19 protein-coding genes are annotated in these 16745 nt (G+C 62.5%); 4 read left to right on the forward strand and 15 right to left on the reverse strand.

What is annotated here, in order from left to right; genetic code table 11:
- The first annotated feature begins 195 nt into the window (after positions 1 to 195).
- The gene (locus tag D460_RS0107295) at positions 196 to 1074 is read left to right on the forward strand and encodes a LysR substrate-binding domain-containing protein (protein WP_018897873.1); all 879 of its coding nucleotides are present in this window, start codon (positions 196 to 198) and stop codon (positions 1072 to 1074) included.
- A gap of 72 nt (positions 1075 to 1146) precedes the next feature.
- A complete protein-coding gene (locus D460_RS0107300) occupies positions 1147 to 1641 on the forward strand; it encodes a GNAT family N-acetyltransferase (protein WP_018897874.1) in 495 nt (164 codons plus the stop codon).
- 26 nt (positions 1642 to 1667) lie between these two features.
- On the opposite strand, the gene D460_RS0107305 is transcribed toward D460_RS0107300, so the two are convergent.
- The 10 genes from D460_RS0107305 to pcaD all read right to left on the reverse strand — a co-directional run bounded on the left by D460_RS0107305 (position 1668) and on the right by pcaD (position 10218).
- On the reverse strand, positions 1668 to 2384 hold the full coding sequence (locus tag D460_RS0107305) for an ABC transporter ATP-binding protein (protein WP_018897875.1): 717 nt from the start codon (positions 2382 to 2384) through the stop codon (positions 1668 to 1670).
- A complete protein-coding gene (locus D460_RS0107310) occupies positions 2365 to 3129 on the reverse strand; it encodes an ABC transporter ATP-binding protein (RefSeq protein WP_018897876.1) in 765 nt (254 codons plus the stop codon). Before D460_RS0107310 ends, D460_RS0107305 begins: the two co-directional genes overlap by 20 nt.
- Entirely contained in the window at positions 3126 to 4130 is a 1005-nt protein-coding gene (locus D460_RS0107315) for a branched-chain amino acid ABC transporter permease (protein WP_018897877.1), read from the reverse strand. Before D460_RS0107315 ends, D460_RS0107310 begins: the two co-directional genes overlap by 4 nt.
- 1 nt (position 4131) lies before the next feature.
- Positions 4132 to 4995: a branched-chain amino acid ABC transporter permease gene (locus D460_RS0107320; protein ID WP_018897878.1), complete on the reverse strand. Its 864-nt coding sequence runs from the start codon at positions 4993 to 4995 to the stop codon at positions 4132 to 4134.
- Between the two features lie 252 nt (positions 4996 to 5247).
- Positions 5248 to 6420, reverse strand: coding sequence for an ABC transporter substrate-binding protein (locus tag D460_RS0107325; protein ID WP_018897879.1), 1173 nt, complete (start codon positions 6418 to 6420; stop codon positions 5248 to 5250).
- A 109-nt stretch (positions 6421 to 6529) separates the two neighbouring features.
- A complete protein-coding gene (locus tag D460_RS0107330; protein ID WP_018897880.1) occupies positions 6530 to 7579 on the reverse strand; it encodes a 3-carboxy-cis,cis-muconate cycloisomerase in 1050 nt (349 codons plus the stop codon).
- 59 nt (positions 7580 to 7638) lie between these two features.
- Entirely contained in the window at positions 7639 to 8253 is a 615-nt protein-coding gene (pcaG, locus tag D460_RS0107335) for a protocatechuate 3,4-dioxygenase subunit alpha (RefSeq protein ID WP_018897881.1), read from the reverse strand.
- Positions 8253 to 9002: a protocatechuate 3,4-dioxygenase subunit beta gene (gene pcaH, locus D460_RS0107340; RefSeq protein ID WP_018897882.1), complete on the reverse strand. Its 750-nt coding sequence runs from the start codon at positions 9000 to 9002 to the stop codon at positions 8253 to 8255. The genes pcaG and pcaH overlap by 1 nt, the downstream gene beginning before the upstream one ends.
- Positions 9003 to 9011: 9 nt before the next feature.
- The gene (gene pcaC / locus D460_RS0107345) at positions 9012 to 9416 is read right to left on the reverse strand and encodes a 4-carboxymuconolactone decarboxylase (RefSeq protein WP_018897883.1); all 405 of its coding nucleotides are present in this window, start codon (positions 9414 to 9416) and stop codon (positions 9012 to 9014) included.
- Positions 9409 to 10218, reverse strand: coding sequence for a 3-oxoadipate enol-lactonase (pcaD, locus tag D460_RS0107350; protein ID WP_018897884.1), 810 nt, complete (start codon positions 10216 to 10218; stop codon positions 9409 to 9411). Before pcaD ends, pcaC begins: the two co-directional genes overlap by 8 nt.
- 93 nt (positions 10219 to 10311) lie before the next feature.
- On the opposite strand from pcaD, the gene pcaQ reads away from it, so the two are divergent.
- Positions 10312 to 11265, forward strand: a complete 954-nt coding sequence (pcaQ, locus tag D460_RS0107355; protein WP_018897885.1) for a pca operon transcription factor PcaQ — start codon at positions 10312 to 10314, stop codon at positions 11263 to 11265.
- Here pcaQ and pobA read toward each other — a convergent pair.
- Genes pobA through D460_RS0107375 form a run of 4 tightly spaced genes read right to left on the reverse strand, consistent with a single transcriptional unit; the run spans position 11244 to position 15055 of the window.
- Positions 11244 to 12416 (reverse strand): 4-hydroxybenzoate 3-monooxygenase, encoded by a 1173-nt coding sequence (pobA, locus tag D460_RS0107360; RefSeq protein WP_018897886.1) that lies wholly within the window; start codon positions 12414 to 12416, stop codon positions 11244 to 11246. The genes pcaQ and pobA overlap by 22 nt on opposite strands.
- Positions 12417 to 12456: 40 nt before the next feature.
- Complete coding sequence (gene pcaF, locus D460_RS0107365; protein ID WP_018897887.1) at positions 12457 to 13662, reverse strand: 3-oxoadipyl-CoA thiolase; 1206 nt, start codon at positions 13660 to 13662, stop codon at positions 12457 to 12459.
- Positions 13659 to 14351 carry a 3-oxoacid CoA-transferase subunit B gene (locus tag D460_RS0107370; RefSeq protein WP_018897888.1) on the reverse strand — a complete coding sequence of 231 codons (693 nt, stop codon included), beginning with the start codon at positions 14349 to 14351 and terminating at the stop codon, positions 13659 to 13661. The genes pcaF and D460_RS0107370 overlap by 4 nt, the downstream gene beginning before the upstream one ends.
- Positions 14348 to 15055: a 3-oxoacid CoA-transferase subunit A gene (locus D460_RS0107375; protein ID WP_018897889.1), complete on the reverse strand. Its 708-nt coding sequence runs from the start codon at positions 15053 to 15055 to the stop codon at positions 14348 to 14350. Before D460_RS0107375 ends, D460_RS0107370 begins: the two co-directional genes overlap by 4 nt.
- A gap of 122 nt (positions 15056 to 15177) precedes the next feature.
- Here D460_RS0107375 and D460_RS0107380 point away from each other — a divergent pair, with 122 nt between their 5' ends.
- On the forward strand, positions 15178 to 15939 hold the full coding sequence (locus D460_RS0107380) for an IclR family transcriptional regulator C-terminal domain-containing protein (protein ID WP_018897890.1): 762 nt from the start codon (positions 15178 to 15180) through the stop codon (positions 15937 to 15939).
- 3 nt (positions 15940 to 15942) lie between these two features.
- On the opposite strand, the gene D460_RS0107385 is transcribed toward D460_RS0107380, so the two are convergent.
- The gene (locus tag D460_RS0107385; protein ID WP_018897891.1) at positions 15943 to 16620 is read right to left on the reverse strand and encodes a GntR family transcriptional regulator; all 678 of its coding nucleotides are present in this window, start codon (positions 16618 to 16620) and stop codon (positions 15943 to 15945) included.
- Between the last annotated feature and the right edge of the window lie 125 nt (positions 16621 to 16745).

Below are 16745 nucleotides of genomic sequence, written 5' to 3' on the forward strand. Positions count from 1 at the left end.
GTGATTGGAAGACCCGCGCAAATTGACGCAGGTCAAAGTGACGCCGCGTTTTGCGCCGTTGACATTGTCTGGACAAGCAATGATGGCGGGTGGTGAAAACATATCCGGCCAGGTGAAATTTTCTCATTTCGCTTTCGCAAGATGACAAAATGTCCTAGCGGTGCCGCGACTGCGAAACAGACGGATCGACAACTGATGAAGCGGATTCCAATCGGCGGGCTGCCGGCTTTCGAGGCTGCGGCGCGGCATCTCTCGTTCAAGCTGGCCGCCAAGGATCTGAACCTCTCGCCGAGCGCCGTCAGCCATGCGATCACCAAGCTCGAGCGCGAGATCGGCACGCTGCTCTTCGACCGCAGCCATGGTGAGCTGCGGCTGACCGCCGATGGGCTGATGTTCCAGCGCCCCGTCGTCGAGGCGATGGCGCTGTTGCGCGGCGCGATGGAGACGCTATCGGCCCGCCAGTCGCTGGTGCTGCGCCTGCATTCATCCCCAAGCTTCGCGGCACAGTGGCTGGCGCCTCGCCTCAACAGGTTCCTGATCGATAATCCCGGTTTCGAGGTAACGATCTCGGCGGACACGAAACCCGTTCACTTCGCCCAAGACCAGTTCGACGTCGATATTGTCTATGGTCTGAGCGGTCACCACGAGGGGTTGGTCATCCATTCGCTTGGCCCGGTGGAGGTTCAGCCGATGTGCACGCCTGAAATGGCGCGACAGCTTGAAACGGTTGAGGACCTGCATCGCGTGCCGCTCATTCGCAGCATGATCAAGAATGTCAGCTGGTCGGACTGGTTTCACGCCAACGGATCGGCGATGCCGCGCCAGCCCGCGCTTCGTTTCGATCGCAGCTTCATGGCGATCGCCGCAGCGGCGGATGGCATGGGCGTATGTCTCGAAGCCGTCAAGCTCGCCGAGCGCGAACTGTCGAGCGGCCGCCTCGTGCAGCCATTGGCCGGACGCGCGGTGGCGCTGACCGAGGCCAACCACTTCCTGGTCTATCCCCAGCGCAACGAGGCACGACCGGTCGTGCTCGCGTTTCGCGACTGGCTGCTGGCGGCGGTGAGCGAGGGCTAGAATGCGATAAGCCCTCGTGGCGCAGCAATCCTAAAGTTGCTAAGCAAGCCGGGCAGCCTTTAGGAGCGTGCCATGACCACCAACCCTTCCTTCAGACATCCCGTTCCAGCCGATGCCACCCGATGCTTCGAGATCGAAACCGCCGCCTACGAGGGTGACGAGGCGGCGACGTTGGAGAAGATAGCCACACGCATCGAGCAATATCCCGAAGGCTTTCTCATCCTTGAGGAAGAAGGCAGGATCGCGGGCTTTATCAACAGTGGTTGCGCATTCGACGTTGTGATGTCCGACGAGGCGTTCAAGGAATTGATCGGCCACGATCCGGCGGCGCCGAACGTCGTCATCATGTCGGTGGTGGTTGATCCCGCTGAGCAGGGCAAAGGCTATTCAAAGCTGCTTATGCAACATTTCATCGAGCAGATGCGGGACGCGGGCAAGTCGAGTATTCATCTGATGTGTCGGGAGCAGCACGTACCGCTCTATGCGAAGATGGGCTACCGCTACACGCAGCCATCCGCCTCTGATCATGGCGGCATGGCCTGGCATGAGATGGTTATGGACCTTTGAACCGAGCGCGCCTAAAGGCGCTCATCTCAGTGCAGGCCGCCCACACCCAATAGCCGCTCCACGGCGTCGTGGTCTTGAGCCAACGCCTGCGGCGTACCGGTCCAGGCGAGCCGGCCGCGTTCGAGAATGATCACCTGATCGGCGAATTCGAGCGCACTCTGGATGCGCTGCTCGACGAGCAGAATGGTCATGTCGCCGGTCTTGGCGAGTTCGGCGAAAGCAGCCATCAGTTCCTCGCAGATGACCGGCGCCAGGCCCTCCAGCGGTTCGTCCAGAAGCAGCACCGAGGGCCGCCCGAGAATGGAGCGGGCGGTGGAGAGCATCTGCTGTTCGCCGCCGGAAAGCTGGTTGCCGAGATTGCGGCGGCGCTCCTTAAGGCGCGGGAACATCTGGTAGGCTTCCTCGAGTGCGGTCTTGGGACGTCCTTTCAAGCCGACGAAGAGGTTCTCCTCGACCGTCAGCGTCGGGAAGATGCAGCGCGCCTGCGGCACATAGCCCAATCCCTGATGCGCCCGCGCAGCACTCGGTATCGCCGTGACATCGGCGGAACCGAGTCTGATGCGACCGTCGTAGCGCTTCGTCTGTCCGGCAAGGGTTGCAAGCAGCGTGGTCTTGCCCATGCCATTGCGGCCGAGCACCGCAAGCCGCGCGCCGGCAGGAACCGAGAAGGAAACATGTTCGAGAACGCGCATCGGGCCGTATCCGGCCGACAGGTTTTCGACCTCAAGCGACGTGGCTGGCATTGGCATAGCTCCCCAGATAGGCTTCGCGTACGCGGGCATCCTTGGTGACATCGGCGGGCGAACCGTCGAAAATGATGGCGCCAGCGGCGAGCACGATGACGCGCTTGGCGAAGCGGAAGACCAGGTCCATGTCGTGCTCGATCATCAGCACGGCAAGATCGGCGGGCAGGTCTGCCAGCGCCTGTTCTATGCGTCCCGTATCGCTCTGCGGTACGCCGGCGGCCGGTTCGTCAAGCAGAAGCACCTTCGGCTTCAGCGCCATGGCGACGGCGATTTCCAGCAGGCGCTGCTGGCCGTAGGCGATCTCGTTGACTTTGCGGTGCATCAGGTTATCGAGGCCCAGCGTGTGCAGCATGCCGGTCACCTCGTCCATGACACCAGGCATCGACAGGAAGTTGCCGAACATGCGGCCCGTCCGTCCGTCTCGCTGCAGGATGGCGAGCGCGACATGCTCGGCCGGCGTCATATCGTGAAAGAGCCGGGTCACCTGGAATGACCGGACCAGCCCGCGCTTGACGCGGCCAGCGGCATCCAACCGGGTCACGGTTTCGCCCCCCAGCCGGACATCGCCGGAATCTGGCGCCAGATTGCCGGTGACCAGATTGACGAAGGTGGTCTTGCCCGCGCCGTTCGGGCCGATCAGCGCGACGCGGTCGCCAGGATGCATCGAGATCGACACGTCGTTGGTGACAGCCAGGCCACCGAAGGATTTCTTCAGGTTGACGACTTCGAAGACGGCGTTCATTCGGCGGCCTCCTTACGTCGCGAAAAGAGGGCTGCGACCGTACCGTAAATGCCCTTTGGCGCGAAGAGGACGACGAGGATCAACAGCGCGCCGACCATGGTCAGCCAGTGGAACGGATTGGCGGCCGAGACATAATCCTCAAAGAGCATGAAGATGACGGTTCCCGAGAGAGCGCCGAACAGCGAGCCGGTGCCGCCGAGCACGAGCATGACGAGGCTTTCGGCCGAAAGCGTGAAGGAGAGGCTGTCGAGGCCGACGACCTGCGTCGAGATCGCCGTCAGCGCCCCGCCAGCCCCGGCGACCGCGCCCGATATGACATACATCTTCATCAGCGCCGCCTTCGGCGATGCGCCCATCGCCTTGATACGCAGCGGATCTTCCTTAACGCCGCGGCAGAGCATGCCGAACGGCGAGCGCACCAGCAGGCGTAGCAACAGGAAGACGACGAGCAGCAGCACGACGCCGAAGACATAGGCGGTGTGGCCATAGAGATCGAACTCGAAATAGCCGAGCAGGGGATCGGTGGAAATGCCGGAGAGGCCATCGCTGCCGCCCGTCCAGGACGAGGCCTTGTTGGCCAATTCGTGGAAGAGGTTGATCAGCGCGATCGACAGCACCAGTTGCGGCAAGCCATGGGCGCGCAGGATGATCGCACCGCAGACCAGCCCGGCAATCGCGCCGCCGACGATGCCCGCCAGCGTCATCAGCAGCGGGTCGGTAATGCCGTAATGAGCAGACACGATCCCTGCGGCATATGCGCCGCTGCCGAACAGCGCCGCATGGCCAAGCGTTGCAATGCCGCAATAGCCGGTGACAAGGTCGAGCGACAGGACCAGCAGCGCAATGGCGATGATGCGCGTCAAAAGCGCCAGATTGTCTGGAAACAGCAGGTAGCCGATGCCTGCAAGCAGGATGATCGCAGCGATGCCCGCGAGATCGCGACCCGCGGAGCGATGGCGTCGGACCGTAGCGGTCGTGTCGGTGTTCACGGCGAGCGTCATCCTATTTCGCCCTTCCGGCAAAGCCACGCGGGAAGATGCAGATGATCGCGATGACGGCGAGGTAGAAGAAGAATTCGCCGAACTCGGGCATCAGGTAGCGGCCTGTCGTGTCGATGCCACCAAGCACCAGGCAGGCGATCAACGCGCCGGGGATCGAGCCCGCGCCACCGACCGAAACGACGACCAGGAAGGTCACCATGTAGCGCAACGCGTAGTAGGGTTCGACCGGCAGCAGCTCGGCGCCGACGACGCCACCGAAGGCGGCGAGGCCGACGGCGACCGCGAAGCTCAGCGCATAGATGATCTCCGTGCGCACCCCAAGTGCTGCCGCCATGGCAGCATTGTCGACCGAGGCGCGGAGTTTCACGCCGAAGCTCGTCCGCTCGATCGTGAACCAAAGTGCTACGGCGACGCCAAGCCCGCAAACGATCGCGAAGAGGCGGTGAACGGGAATGGTGCGGAAACCCAGGTTGGCGGAGCCCTGCAGGCTCTCGGCCAATGGTATGGTCTTCAACGTCGGTCCCATCGCATAGTTGGCAATGCCGATGATGCAGAAGGTGATGCCGATCGTCATCAGCACCTGCGTCAACTCAGGCGCCCCGTAGATGCGGCGATAGAGGAAGCGCTCCATCGGAATGGCAATGATGATCGTGCCGACCACGGCGGCGATGACGCCGATCCCATAGCCAAGCCCAAGGTCGCGCACCGCATAGGAGGCGATATAGCCGCCGATCATCGCAAACGCGCCGTGCGCGAGATTGACGACCCGCATCAGGCCCATGGTCACCGAAAGACCGATCGAGATCACGAACAACACCATGCCATAGGCGAGCGCATCGACGGCTATGCTGAAGACAGTTTGCATGGGTTCGGTATGGTCCTTGTTGTATACGAGGCAGACACTGGCGGCTTTGCCCCGCGTGGCCCCTTATCCGCCTGCCGGCACCGCGAGGTTAAGCCGCTTGTCTTGCCCCGTCCTTCGGCGCCCGAAGGACGGAAGGGATGTCAGGCACCGTGTTCACTTCCCCTCTCCCCAGCGGGGAGAGGGTAGGGTGAGGGGGCCTGCGGCACAACGTTCACGTCGTGACCGCTGGCACAACGTCCACGTTTGATGTCCTCACTTCACAGCCGCAAGCCCCGGATCGCCCTGCTTCTCGAAGGTCTGGATTTCCTTGTTGATGAACTTGCCGTCGGCATCCTTGGCGACTTCGCGCAGGTAGATGTTCTGCGTGATATGGCGGCTTTCGGGGTCGATCGAAACAGGACCGCGCGGGCTGGCCCAGGTAAGGCCCTTGACCGCGTCGACAGCTTTTTGCGCATCCTGCTTGCCGCCGGTCGCCTCGATCATCTTGTAGATGACATGCATGCCGTCATAGGCGCCGACAGCAGGGAAGGTGAGTTCCGCCGGGTTACCGATCGCCTTGTCGGCCGCCTCGACGAAAGCCTTGTTCTCAGGGGAATCGTGCGAGACAGCGTAGTGGAAGGTGGTGAGCATGCCGAGTGCCGCATCGCCGAGCGCCGGCAGGTCGGATTCCTGCGTCAAGTCGCCGGGGGCGAAGAGTTGGATATTGGCGCCCTTCAGGCCGTTCTCGTTATAGGCCTTGACGAAGCCGAGCGTTGTCGGGCCAGACGGCAGGAAGGCGAAGACGCCCTGGGCGCCGGAATCCTTGATGCGCTGCATGATCGGGCTGAAGTCGTTGGTGGCAAGCGGCATGCGGATCGCCTCGACGACTTCGCCGCCGGCCTTCTCGAAGCCGGCCTTGAAGGCGTTTTCGGCATCGACGCCCGGCCCATAATCACTGACCACGGAGATGACCTTCTTGACGCCCTTGTCGAAGGCGACCTGCGCCATCGGTGTCGATGTCTGCCAGGTGGTGAAGGAGGTGCGCACGACCAGCGGGCTCTTGGTGACGATTGCCGAGGTCGCGGCATTCATGACGACGAGCGGCGTGTTGGCCTGCTTGAGGATCGGCGTCACGGCCATCGCGTCGGGGGTGAAATAGAAGCCGGCCAGATACTGGACCTTTTCCTTGACCACCAGCTCCTGGGCGAGCGACTTGGACTGCGCGGGGTCGGCGGCCGGGAGGTCACGATAGATGATCTCCACCGTGTTGTCGCCGACCTTGTTGCCGTTGGTCGCCATGTAGGCGTCGATCCCGGCCTTGAAGTTCTTGCCCTGCAGTGCGAACGGACCGGAAAACGGGCCAACCACGCCGACCTTGATCGTGTCGGCATAAGCGCCCGAACCCATAAGCAGGGCCGCGGCGGCGGCCAGAAGCAGCTTCCTCATTCTTTCTCTCTCCCTTTTAGGCGACTCCAACGCCTTAGTTTTCAGGCCAGTTTGTCATGCGAAACGGTAATGTAAAATGAAATAAAGGCCGCAAGTCATGTCCCGTGGGTTATGGATCAGCGAATCCCAGGCGGCTTACATTGACCGCCAGTTCGTGCGCCAGTCGCAGTGCGGCACCCGTGGAAATTGCCATCTGGGGCAGGACCAGCCATTCGAGCGTCCAGGCCGCACCGGAGCGCTCCTGTTCATGCACCATCGAATGGTGGATCGCGGATATCTGCGTCGCGTTGAAGCGAGCCAATGCCACCAGGGTCTCGGCCGCGACCGGGTTCTGCTTGTGCGCCATGGCGGATGACGCGCCGCCACCCGTCAGTCCGATTTCGTCTCCGGCTTGCGCCATCAGCGCGACGTCCTGGCCGAATTTGCCGAGGCCGCCCGAAATCAGAGTGAGCAGACCGGCAAATTCCGCGATGAAGGCGCGTTGGCTCTGCCATTGCTGGATATCGACGAGCCCAAGCTCCTGCGCCAACGAGCTACGCACCGCTGCGGCCCTTTTGCCGAGTTTATCGAGCGTGCCGGCCGCCCCTCCGAACTGCAGGGGAAAGCGCAGCGCAGTCAGTGTCTCGCGGTAGCCGCCCAAGGGGGCGCGCCAAGCCTGCAGCCGGTCGGCAACGGTGATCGGAATTGCCGCCTGCATGCGGGTCCTGCCCATCAGCGGCCTTTCGCCGAAGGCCTGCTGTAGTTCCGATAAACGCAGCTCGATTGCCGCCAGACGCGCTGCGAAAACAAAGGCGACGGGCTTCAGCCTCATCATCAGGCTGCTATCGATGACGTCCTGACTAGTGGCGCCGACATGGACATGGGGCGACGCGTCGCCGACGGTGGCGCGCAGTTGGCGAACGAGCTCGGGAACGACGACGCCATCGCGGGCAGTAGCGGCGCGAAGAGCGGGGAGGTCGGCGCTGAAGGCGGCGCAGGCGGCGGAGATTGTCTGCGCGGCAGGCTCAGGGATGATGTTATGGGCAGCCTCCGCGCGCGCAAGTGCCGCCTCGAATTGCAGCATGGCGTGAATATCGGCCTCGGCCGTGAACCAGGCCGACGTCTCCGCATCGCCAACGAGGCCGGAGAGAAAGGGGTGGTCGAAGGCAGTCGCGCCCATTTGTCGTCCCGTCGTTGATGGTCTTGAGCGGATGTGGAATGGACGGTCCCGCACCGTCGTCAGATATCGAGAAACACGGTCTCGTTTTCGCCCTGCAGCCGGATGTCGAACGTATAGGTAGAACCATCGCGCGCGGCAATAAGCGTTGCCACGCGATCCCTGTGTTCGATGCGCTGAAGCAGTGGGTCGGCGCCGTTCGCCTCGGTCTCTTCAGGAAAGTACATGCGCGTTTGCAGGCCGACATTGATGCCGCGCGCGACAATCCAGAAGCTGATATGCGGCGCCTGTCTGCGCCCGTCCTTGAAGGGAACCTTGCCCGGCTTGACGGTGTCGAAGCTGTAGACGCCATCCTCGGCGCGGCTCGGGCAACGCCCCCAGCCGGTGAAATTCGGATCGGCTGTGCCGCGCATTTCCGACGGGCTGTTGTAGAGCCCGGCACTGTCGGCCTGCCATATCTCGATGACGGCATCGCGCACAAGCGCGCCGCCACCATCGAAGATGCGGCCGGTGACGGTAATGCGCTCGCCTGTTGTCTTGTCGTTGACCATCGCGACGCCGAGATCCCGTTCATAGACACCGCCGATATCGCAGAAGTTCGGCGTCAGGCCGATATGGACGTAAGGGCCAGCCGTCTGCGAGGGCGTTTCCTTGAGATAGCGCAATTCCTGAGCCATCAGTTGCCCTCCAGCTTGTTTTCGAACATCGTCGAGCGGCGGCCGCGCAGCACGATGTCGAACCGGTAGGCGCGGCTGTCCATGGGGATGGTGTTGCCCCAATCCATCGGCGCGATCAGTTGTTCGATGGCGGCCTTGTCGGGGATGGTGCCGACGATCGGACACTTCCAGATCATCGGGTCGCCTTCGAAGTACATCTGGGTGATCAGGCGCTGCGAGAAGCCGTGGCCGAAGATCGAAAAGTGGATGTGCGCCGGGCGCCAGTCGTTGACGCCGTTCGGCCATGGATAGGCGCCGGGTCTGACAGTGCGGAAGAAATAGCGGCCGTCTTCATCGGTGATCGCACGCCCGCAGCCGCCGAAATTCGGATCGATCGCCGCAAGGTAGCTTTCCTTCTTGTGGCGGTAACGCCCGCCGGCATTGGCCTGCCAGAACTCGACGAGCACACCGGCCTGCGGCCGCCCGCGTTCATCGAGAACCTGTCCGTGGACGATGATGCGCTCGCCGATGGCGCTTTCGCCCGGTTTGGCGAAGTTGTGGAGCAGGTCGTTGTCGAGCTCCCCGATCATCGCGTGGCCGAAGACGGGACCAGTGATCTCCGAGATCGTGCCGTCGAGCGAAAGAAGCGCGCGCTTTGGCGAGCGCAGGACGGACGTCTTGTAGCCGGGCGCAAAAGCCGGCGGATGCCAGCTGAGGTCGCGGGCGAAGAAGGCGCCCGTCTCGGGCTTGCGGTTCGGTATTTCGGACATGACTTCCTCTCAAGCCGCCTTTTCGGCGTCCATCTGTTCGAAGACCTGCTTGGCGATCTTGATCGCGTGATTTGCGGCCGGGACGCCGGCATAGATCGCGACGTGCAACAGCGCTTCGCAGACGTCGTCTCGGCTGGCGCCTGTGTTTGATGTGGCGCGCACGTGCATGGCCACCTCGTCATCCTGTCCGAGTGCCGCGAGCAGCGCGATCGTGACGATGGAGCGCTCGCGCTTGGTCAATCCCGGGCGCGACCAGACGTGCCCCCAAGCTGCTTCGGTGATCAGATCCTGAAAAGGCTTGTCGAACGCCGTCGCGACGGCTTCGGCGCGATCGACATGGCTGTCGCCCAGAACGGCGCGGCGGGTCGCCATGCCTTGCCTGTAGCGCTCGGAGGCAAGCGGAGTGTCACTCATGAGCTTTTCCATCTAATGCGAAGTCGATGAATGCGCGGATCACCGCCGTCAGCGCCTCGGGCTGCTCGACGCAGGGAATATGGCCGGCATCGCGGATGATCTCGTAGCGAGCGTTGGGGATCAGCTGCGCCAGCGATTTGACGAGGTCGGGCGGCGTCGAGCCGTCCCGGTCACCGACGATGCAGATCGTCGGCACGGTGATCGCCTTCGCCGCTTCGGTAAAATCGGCATCGCGCACGGCAGCGCAGGTGGCGACGTAGCCGGCCACCGGTTGGCGGACGAGCATGTTGCAATAGCCGTTATAGGCGGTGTTTTCGGGGCGGCGGAAAGCCGGTGTGAACCAGCGCTCCATGATGGCATCGCACATGCTGTCGATGCCATTTTGTTCGATGGCCGAGATACGCTTGTTCCAGCTGTCGGCGGTGCCGATCTTGTGGGCCGTGTCGCAGAGGATAAGCGCGCTGACGAGATCCGGCCGCTGCCGGTAGAGCGACTGGGCAATCAACCCACCGACCGAGAGCCCGCAGATGATCGCCTTCTTGATCTCAAGCGTTTCGAGTAAGCCGATCAGGTCCGAGGCGTGGTCCTCGATCGTGTAGGGCGTCTGGCCGACATCGGAGAGTCCGTGGCCGCGCTTGTCATAGAGCAGTATGGCGAAATCGCCCGCCAGCCGGACGATAACGTCGCGCCAGATGCGGAAATCGGTGCCAAGCGAATTCGCAAAGACAAGAACCGGCTTGTCGGCCGGACCGCCGATAACCTGGTAGTGGATCGCGATGTCGTTGACGCGGGCAAACTGCACTGGAAACTCCTCCTGACAGGAAATTGAATGTTTAATCTGGTTAGGTAAAATGATATTTCGTGGCGATCCTATAACTTCAGAGTTATGTAAGAGATGATCGACAGCCGTATAAAGTTCCGCCATCTGCAAACCTTTGTCGAGGTCGCGCGCCAGAAAAGCGTGATGAAGGCGGCAGAACTGCTGCATGTCAGCCAGCCCGCCGTAACCAAGACGATCCGTGAGTTGGAAGGCGTTCTGGGCGTCGAAGTCTTCGAGCGCGACGGCCGCGGTATCAAGATCACCCGCTACGGCGAGGTCTTCCTGAAACACGCCGGCGCGGCGCTGACGGCGCTGCGGCAGGGGCTCGATTCGGTCACGCAAGAGCGGATCGGCGATGCGCCACCGATCCGCATCGGCGCCTTGCCGACAGTATCGACGAGGATCATGCCGCGAGCCATGCAGCTCTTCCTGAAGGAGAACACCTGGAGCCGGCTGAAGATCGTCACCGGCGAGAACGCCGTGCTTCTCGAGCAGCTTCGTGTCGGCGATCTCGACCTAGTTGTGGGGCGTCTCGCCGGGCCGGAAAAGATGACCGGATTTTCCTTCGAGCATCTCTACTCCGAGCAGGTTGTCTTCGCTGTGCGTGCCGGCCATCCGCTGCTGAACGCCAGGCAGTCGCATTTCAATGCGCTCGGTGACTACACGGTCCTGATGCCGACTCGCGCGTCGATCATCCGCCCATTCGTCGAGGGGCTTCTCATCGCCAATGGTGTGCCCAGCCTTCCCAACCAGATAGAAACGGTCTCAGACAGCTTTGGCCGCGCCTTCGTGCGCGCAAGCGATGCCATCTGGATCATCTCCGCCGGCGTCGTCGCCAACGATATCGAGGATGGCGCGCTGGCGGTGCTCCCAATTGATACGAGCGAGACCAAGGGCCCCGTGGGCCTGACGATGCGCAATGATGCCGTTCCGTCGCTACCGCTTTCTATCCTGATGCAGACCATCCGCGAGGCGGCTAGGGAAGTGCCCAGCTCAAAGCTGGCCCCTCAAAAGGGCAATCCGACGTAGTTTTCGGCCAGCACCGTCGCTGCAGCATTGGAATGCGTAAGATAGTCGAGCTCCGCCTCCTGGATCTTCTGGCCGAAGTCGTCGGTATCGGGGAAACGGTGCAGCATGGTCGTCATCCACCAAGAGAACCGGACGGCCTTCCAGACGCGCGACAGCGCGCGCTGCGAATAGGCGTCGATCCCGGCGCGCGAATGTTCCGCGTAATATTCCGAAAGGCCCGAGAACAGGTAGTGCACATCGCTGGCCGCAAGGTTCAGGCCCTTGGCGCCTGTCGGCGGCACGATATGCGCGGCGTCGCCAGCGAGAAACAGCCGACCGAAACGCATGGGTTCGGCAACGAAGGAGCGAAGCGGGGCAATCGACTTTTCGAAGGACGGGGCAGTCTGCAACGCTTCGGCATGATGCGTGGGCAGGCGGCGGCGAAGCTCGTCCCATAACCGCTCGTCACTCCAGTCCTCGATTTTTTCATCGAGCGAAGCCTGGATGTAATAGCGGCTGCGCGTCTGCGAGCGCATCGAACAGAGCGCAAAGCCGCGTGGATGGTTGGCGTAGACAAGCTCGTGACTGACGGGCGCGACATCGGCCAGAATGCCGAGCCAGCCGAAAGGATAGACCCTCTCGAAGGTGCGGATCGCCTGCTCCGGCACCGCCTTGCGGCTAACGCCGTGGAAACCGTCGCATCCGGCAATGAAATCGCAGTCGATGCGATGGGTCACCCCATCCTTCTCATAGGTTACGCATGGAGTATCGACGTCGAAATCGTGTGGCGTGACATTGGCCGCCTCGTAGATCGACGTAGCGCCGCTTGCCTCGCGGTGTTCCATCAGGTCGCGGGTCAGCTCTGTCTGGCCATAAACCATGACGCGCTTTCCGCCGCTCAAGCCGACGAGATCGATGCGATGGTCGCGGCCATCGAAGGCAAGCGAGAAGCCGTCATGCAACAACCCTTCGGCATGCATCCGTGCGCCGGATTTCGCCCTGTCCATCAGGCCGACCGTGCCCTCTTCCAGTACGCCCGCCCGCACGCGGCCGAGAATGTAATGCTTGGAGACACGGTCGAGTATGATGTTGTCGATGCCGGCCGCGGTCAGCAGTTGGCCGAGCAACATGCCTGCCGGCCCCGAGCCGATGATAGCGACTTTGGTACGCATGTATCCTCCCTGCGTCCTCCTCCCGAAGCTTAATGCGGCGTCATGCGCGCTCCAACGCAATGGCAATCCCTTGGCCGACGCCGACGCACATGGTTGCAAGACCGAAGCGTCCGCCGCTGGCGGCCATCTCCAGCGCCGCCGTGCCGGTGATGCGCGCGCCCGACATGCCAAGCGGGTGGCCGAGCGCGATGGCGCCGCCGTTGCGGTTGACGCGCGCGTCGTCGTCGGCGATGCCGAGTTGGCGCAGCACCGCGAGACCTTGGCTGGCGAAGGCTTCGTTGAGTTCGATGACGTCGAATTGCTGCTGGGCCATGGACAGCCTAGCCATCAGCTTTTGCGAAGCGGGCACCGGGCCGATGCCCATGACGCGAGGTGGCACGCCGGCAGACGCCCCGCCTAGAATGCGGGCGGTCGGCGTCAGGCCGTATTTCCTGATGGCCGTTTCAGAAGCGATGATCAGGGCAGCGGCGCCGTCGTTAACGCCCGACGCATTGCCCGCGGTGACGGTGCCGCCCTCGCGCTTGAATGGCGTCCCGAGCTTGGCCAGCGCTTCGAGCGTGGTGGCGCGCGGATGTTCGTCCCGGTCGACGACAACGGGGTCACCTTTGCGCTGAGGGATCGAGACCGCGACGATTTCCCTGGCAAGCCTGCCGTTCTGCATTGCCGCTGCCGCCTTTTCCTGGGACCGCAGCGCGAAGGCATCCTGATCCTGCCGGCTGACCTTATAGTCTTCAGCAACGTTCTCGCCGGTTTCGGGCATGGAATCGACGCCATACAGCTCTTTCATGAGAGGGTTCACGAAGCGCCAGCCGATGGTCGTGTCGTGGATTTCGGCGTGGCGCGAGAATGCTGTATCCGCCTTGGGTATGACAAAGGGCGCGCGCGACATGCTTTCGACGCCGCCGGCGATCATCAATTCGGCCTCGCCGGCCTTGATCGCCCGCGCAGCCGCAATGATCGCGTCCATCCCGGAGCCGCACAGCCGGTTGATCGTCGTGCCCGGCACGCTCGCCGGCAGGCCGGCGAGAAGGAGCGACATGCGGGCAACGTTGCGATTGTCTTCGCCCGCCTGGTTGGCGCAGCCGAAAATGACATCGTCCACCGCTTCCCAATCTACCGAGACGTTGCGCGCAATCAGTTCGCGCAAAGGTACAGCACCGAGATCGTCGGCTCTGACGGAGGCGAGCGCGCCGCCGAAGCGGCCGATCGGCGTGCGCATGTAGTCGCAGATATAGGCTTCGGTCATGCTTCACCTCCCGAAAGCGTCGGCACGATCAGATCCAGGACCGGTCCGTCGATATGCAGCTTTGCGCCGGTCATGGCCTGCAGATCTTCGATCGCCAGATCCGGCAGCTTTTCTCGAAGCACAAAATGGCCGTCCGCAATGTCGATCACCGCGTGGCTGGTATAGATGCGGGTGATGCAGCCGACGCCGGTCAGTGGGAAGGTGCACTTCTCGACGAGCTTCGGCTCGCCATTTTTGGTTACATGTTCGGTGATGACGAAGGCCTGTCGGGCGCCGTGCACGAGGTCCATCGCGCCGCCCACGGCGGGCACGCCCTTGGAGCCCACCCGCCAATTGGCGAGGTCACCGTTCTCGGCAACCTGGTAGGCCCCCAGGATCGCGACATCGAGATGGCCGCCGCGTACCATGGCGAAGCTGTCGGCGTGGTGAAAGAAGGCGGCGCCGGGTTTCAGGGTTACGGCGCGTTTGCCCGCGTTGATCAGATCCCAATCCTCTTCGCCCGCCGGCGGCGCCTCGCCGAAGTCGAGAACGCCGTTCTCCGTATGAAAGATCGCCTGTCTGCCGGGCGGCTGGTAACGCGCCACCATCTCGGGAAAGCCGATGCCGAGATTGACATAGGCGCCATCAGCGATGTCCTGCGCTGCACGCCAGGCGATCTGCGCGTTCGAGAGCTTGTTATCGTTGCTCATGGGTGTGTCGCTCCCTCGCGGATAAGCTCTTCTTCCTGTTTGGGATTTGCAATTTCGACGACGCGATCGACGAAGATGCCGGGGGTCACGACGTGCTCGGGGTCGATGCCGCCAGGGGGCACGAGGCTCGAAACCTGGACAACCGTCTGCTCGGCCGCCATGCACATCAGCGGATTGAAGTTGCGGCCGGCCTTGCGATAGGTGAGGTTGCCATGGGTGTCGCCGACATGCGCCTTGACGATCGCGAAATCGGCCTTCAGCCAGCGTTCCTGCACATAGGGCCGGCCGTCGAACTCGGCGATGACCTTGCCCTGCGCGAGTTCGGTTCCGTAGCCTGTCGGCGTATAGAATGCCGGGATGCCGGCGCCGCCGGCGCGGATACGTTCAGCAAGTGTTCCCTGCGGCACAAGCTCCAGCTCTATCTCGCCGGCAAGATACCGGTCTGTGAAGGCGCGCGGGTCGGACGAGCGGGGGAAGGAGCAGATCATCTTGCGGACCATGCCCGCATCGATCATCGCCGCGATGCCGATCCGTCCGTTGCCGGCGTTGTTGTTGATAACGGTCAGGTTCCGAGGCCCCTTGTCGATCAGCGCATGGATCAATTCGATCGGGGCGCCGGAGCCGCCGAAGCCGCCGATCATTACGATTGCTCCATCGCCAATCCCGTCGACCGCTTCGGCCGCGCTTCGCACTGTCTTGTCCATCGATCCTCCATCGCCGCCTGTCACCGGCAGCGCGTCGATTTTTAGGGGAGGGCGGTGTGGACGGCAATCTTGTTTGTGCGGTATGTAATATTTGTTCGAATATCGCACATTGGGGACGACACATGCAGGTGAAGGAACGTGACATCATGGGTGGCCTCGCCAAGGGGCTGAAGGTGATCGAGGCGTTCACAGCCGAGCACCCGCGTCTCAGCATCTCTGAGGCTGCTGACATATCGGGTTACGACCGCGCCACGACGCGGCGATGCCTTCTGACTTTGGCGGAGCTTGGCTACTGCGCCTATGACGGCAAGTATTTCACGGTGACACCGCGCGTGCTGCGGCTTGGCGCCGGATGCCTAGCCTCCATGCCGCTGCCGCGCATCGTTCAGCCATGGCTGGACCAACTGTCGGAGGAAATCGGCCAAAGCACGTCAGTCTCGATCCTCGATGATGCCGAGATCGTCTACGTGGCGCGCGCATCGCAGCGCCGGGTGATGTCGATCGCATTGATGCCGGGATCGCGACTTCCCGCCTATTGCACGTCGATGGGACGCGTTCTTTTGGCCGCACTTCCTTCGGAGCGGGCGCTGGAATTGCTTTCGGCCGAACCGCTCGCGCAAAGAACGGCGAGAACGCAGACCGATGTGGGTGAACTCCAACGCATCCTGCAGGACGTCAAAGCCGCCGGCTACGCCTCCATCGACCAGGAGGTCGAGATCGGCCTCAGGTCGGTCGCAGTGCCGCTGGTCGGCGCGCGCGGGCAAACGCTGGCAGCGCTGAATGTCGGCCTTGCGGCGACGGAAGAGCCGATGCAGACGATGGTATCGCGCTATCTTCCGGCGCTGCTGCGGATAAAGGCCGAGCTGAGCGGAATTCTGGTCTAGCCCTCAGTTGTCCTGCTTCAGCAGACCGCGCGCGAGCGCATGCTCGACACCGCCTTCGATATGCGCGGCAAGGATTTGCTTGGCCGCATCGGCATCGCGCCTGAGGGCTGCATCGAGAAGCGCCTGATGCTCGCGCGACGCCACATCGCCGCGGTAAGATAGTGCGACCATCTGATAGCGCAGATACTTGTCGAAGATGACCGAGTGCGTTTCGATCAGGAGCTTGGAGCCACAGGCCGAAATCAGCGCCTGGTGAAACTCCCAGTCGTATCGCTTCCAGTCCTCGGCCCGGCTTGCGTCACCGGTCGCCATCAGTCGTTCCAGGCTGGCAAGCTTGTAGTGGGCGGATACGAGGCGCGCTTCCCATTCCATGTCGCCTTGCGCGAAGGACTGCTCCAGCGCATGCGTCTCCAGGAGCAGCCGCAAGGCGGCGATCTCCCTGAGATCGGTAATGGAGACGGGGCACACCTGAAACCCTCGCTGCCCCTCCGCCAGTACCAATCCTTCCGAGGAAAGACGGTTGAGGATCTCGCGCAATGTGCTGATCGAGGTCTCGTAGGATTCCTTCAGCGCATCCAGTTTCAATTTCTGGCCCGGTGCGAGCCGGCCGAAGATGATGTCGGCACGGATGCGGCGGTAGCTGCTCTCCGCGATGGTCTCGTTTACTGTCTGCTGCAACATCACGATGCTCTGCTATTTCGATGCGAACTGTGGTGTTCACGTTACCTCATTGTCACAACCGCTGAAATCCTATCGTCTGCCATATTTAAAAAAGACATAGGAAAGGCAATCTGCTGTATGATTTT

The sequence above is a fragment of the Rhizobium sp. 2MFCol3.1 genome (assembly GCF_000377565.1).
GTDB lineage: Bacteria > Pseudomonadota > Alphaproteobacteria > Rhizobiales > Rhizobiaceae > Rhizobium.

Coding starts and splice junctions, on each gene's coding strand:
- D460_RS0107380 (WP_018897890.1), top strand. CDS start 15,178: ATGCAGGTGAAGGAACGTGACATCATGGGTGGCCTCGCCAAGGGGCTG.
- D460_RS0107375 (WP_018897889.1), bottom strand. CDS start 15,055: ATGGACAAGACAGTGCGAAGCGCGGCCGAAGCGGTCGACGGGATTGGC.
- D460_RS0107385 (WP_018897891.1), bottom strand. CDS start 16,620: ATGTTGCAGCAGACAGTAAACGAGACCATCGCGGAGAGCAGCTACCGC.
- D460_RS0107370 (WP_018897888.1), bottom strand. CDS start 14,351: ATGAGCAACGATAACAAGCTCTCGAACGCGCAGATCGCCTGGCGTGCA.
- D460_RS0107300 (WP_018897874.1), top strand. CDS start 1,147: ATGACCACCAACCCTTCCTTCAGACATCCCGTTCCAGCCGATGCCACC.
- D460_RS0107325 (WP_018897879.1), bottom strand. CDS start 6,420: ATGAGGAAGCTGCTTCTGGCCGCCGCCGCGGCCCTGCTTATGGGTTCG.
- D460_RS0107295 (WP_018897873.1), top strand. CDS start 196: ATGAAGCGGATTCCAATCGGCGGGCTGCCGGCTTTCGAGGCTGCGGCG.
- D460_RS0107315 (WP_018897877.1), bottom strand. CDS start 4,130: ATGACGCTCGCCGTGAACACCGACACGACCGCTACGGTCCGACGCCAT.
- pcaG (WP_018897881.1), bottom strand. CDS start 8,253: ATGGCTCAGGAATTGCGCTATCTCAAGGAAACGCCCTCGCAGACGGCT.
- D460_RS0107320 (WP_018897878.1), bottom strand. CDS start 4,995: ATGCAAACTGTCTTCAGCATAGCCGTCGATGCGCTCGCCTATGGCATG.
- pcaQ (WP_018897885.1), top strand. CDS start 10,312: ATGATCGACAGCCGTATAAAGTTCCGCCATCTGCAAACCTTTGTCGAG.
- D460_RS0107330 (WP_018897880.1), bottom strand. CDS start 7,579: ATGGGCGCGACTGCCTTCGACCACCCCTTTCTCTCCGGCCTCGTTGGC.
- pobA (WP_018897886.1), bottom strand. CDS start 12,416: ATGCGTACCAAAGTCGCTATCATCGGCTCGGGGCCGGCAGGCATGTTG.
- pcaF (WP_018897887.1), bottom strand. CDS start 13,662: ATGACCGAAGCCTATATCTGCGACTACATGCGCACGCCGATCGGCCGC.
- D460_RS0107305 (WP_018897875.1), bottom strand. CDS start 2,384: ATGCCAGCCACGTCGCTTGAGGTCGAAAACCTGTCGGCCGGATACGGC.
- D460_RS0107310 (WP_018897876.1), bottom strand. CDS start 3,129: ATGAACGCCGTCTTCGAAGTCGTCAACCTGAAGAAATCCTTCGGTGGC.
- pcaC (WP_018897883.1), bottom strand. CDS start 9,416: ATGAGTGACACTCCGCTTGCCTCCGAGCGCTACAGGCAAGGCATGGCG.
- pcaH (WP_018897882.1), bottom strand. CDS start 9,002: ATGTCCGAAATACCGAACCGCAAGCCCGAGACGGGCGCCTTCTTCGCC.